General features: G+C 36.6%; 3 protein-coding genes. All 3 read left to right on the top strand.

Going from position 1 to position 1,728, the window contains the following annotated elements:
- Window positions 1-67: 67 nt before the first annotated feature.
- The 3 genes from FBF83_RS20495 (at window position 68) to FBF83_RS20505 (ending at window position 1,717) form a co-directional block, all read left to right on the top strand.
- Entirely contained in the window at window positions 68-910 is an 843-nt protein-coding gene (locus FBF83_RS20495; protein ID WP_136948945.1) for a tyrosine-type recombinase/integrase, read from the top strand.
- 212 nt (window positions 911-1,122) lie between these two features.
- The gene (locus tag FBF83_RS20500) at window positions 1,123-1,362 is read left to right on the top strand and encodes a hypothetical protein (RefSeq protein WP_136948946.1); all 240 of its coding nucleotides are present in this window, start codon (window positions 1,123-1,125) and stop codon (window positions 1,360-1,362) included.
- Between the two features lie 145 nt (window positions 1,363-1,507).
- Complete coding sequence (locus tag FBF83_RS20505) at window positions 1,508-1,717, top strand: DUF6366 family protein (RefSeq protein ID WP_420875150.1); 210 nt, start codon at window positions 1,508-1,510, stop codon at window positions 1,715-1,717.
- Window positions 1,718-1,728: the final 11 nt, after the last annotated feature.

The raw sequence follows: 1,728 nt of genomic DNA on the forward strand, positions 1-1,728 counted from the left end.
AATTTTATACTTCTGGGACATAATAGAATCAAGTTTACTTGATTGATAACCTAGGAGAGTGATGTCCATGTTATTATCGACGATATGGGAAAAGTACGAACTTGATAAGAAGATTGAGGGGTATTCCCCTTTGACATTGAAAACGTATTGTTTTCAGTACAATACGCTTTTACGTTACTTTGGTGATGTTGATATGAATGCGATTACCACTGATCAACTGAAAGCTTATCTAGTCGATGTTGGTGAACATTTGAAACCTTCAAGCTTAGGACACCGGGTCCGTTGTATTCGGTCGTTATTTAAATGGACCTATGATGAGGGCCATATTCAAAAGAACCCAGCTGCAAAATTGAAAGAACCAAAACTGGGTAAGAGAATTCCAAAGTTTCTTTCTGAACTAGAACTCGAACACCTTAGAGAGGCATGTGAAGGCCCTATGGAAAATGCAATGTTCGAATTTTTTTACTCGACAGGCTGCCGTATTGGCGAGGTCGTTAAGCTAAATCGCGATGATATCAACTTTCATACGAATTCAGTCATTGTCCATGGAAAAGGAGATAAGGAAAGAGAAGTGTATTTCAATACACGATGTTCGTTATGGTTGAAACGATATCTTGATGAACGGGATGACTTGGAACCCTGTTTATTTATAACAGAAAGAAGGCCAAAAAGAAGGATGAGTATAGATCTTATAAGATATATCATAAAACGTATCTCCAAACATTCTGGTCTTCAGAAAGAAATATACCCTCATCAATTAAGGCATAGCTATGCCACGCATATGATTAACAATGGGGCCCCTATTGATGTGATTCAGAGTTTAATGGGGCATGAGAAGACTGAAACAACAAAACTATACGCTCAGCTTAGTGGGAAACTACGACATGATTTCTATATGAAGTATTTTTAAGAAGCGCATTCCAATCGAATGCGCTTTTAATGATTGATGAATAACTATTGAGTTTACCCATGTTTTTTGAAATAATTGGTATTAAATCATATGGTGAATTCTGAAGTTCTACTATATGGGTGATACATTCGTATACGAGCAATGGAATCAAAAATAACACCTTCAATGACATATCCCAAAATGAAATCAAAGAATAAAGGGAGTATGGAAAAATGAAGAAAAAGAAGAAACTCATAAATTCTCAATGGAGATTGAGTGTGATGGCTCTAGCAGCATTCATTGGGGGAAGCATTGGAAGTCAACTCATATTTCTCCCTGATGTGCCCCATCTACCTTCTATATATGGATGGGTAACCGGTTCTGTACTAATGGTCGCCGCTAATGCGATTTACGTACTCTATAAGAAAAAGAAAAGTAACAACCCGGGAAACGAGAAACAAAACCACGGATAAGCCTGTACCATCAGAAAGAAAAAGCTACACTATAATAATAAACAACTTCGGAGCGCTTGCTAAATAAAGGTAAGCGCTCTATGTGTAAGATTGGAGCAGCATTTCTGTTATGAATGAGAGTTAAACGAAAAGGAGTGAAGAAATGATGGACCCGAAGAAATCACCTGAAAGGAACAGAGAGGAATTGAGACAAGAAGAATTGAAAAGGAATACTACTGGGAATATAAGTGATTCTTTCAATAGAGCTAATAATGGGGGATTAGTTGATTTAGTAGGTAGTTTAGGATGGAAGGGAACATTAATTTTAATAGGTGCGATCATTATTGGTTTTATAATTGCTTCATTGATCTTCTAATTGTTCAATTA

Source organism: Guptibacillus hwajinpoensis (assembly GCF_005144865.1).
Lineage (GTDB): Bacteria > Bacillota > Bacilli > Bacillales > Guptibacillaceae > Guptibacillus > Guptibacillus hwajinpoensis_A.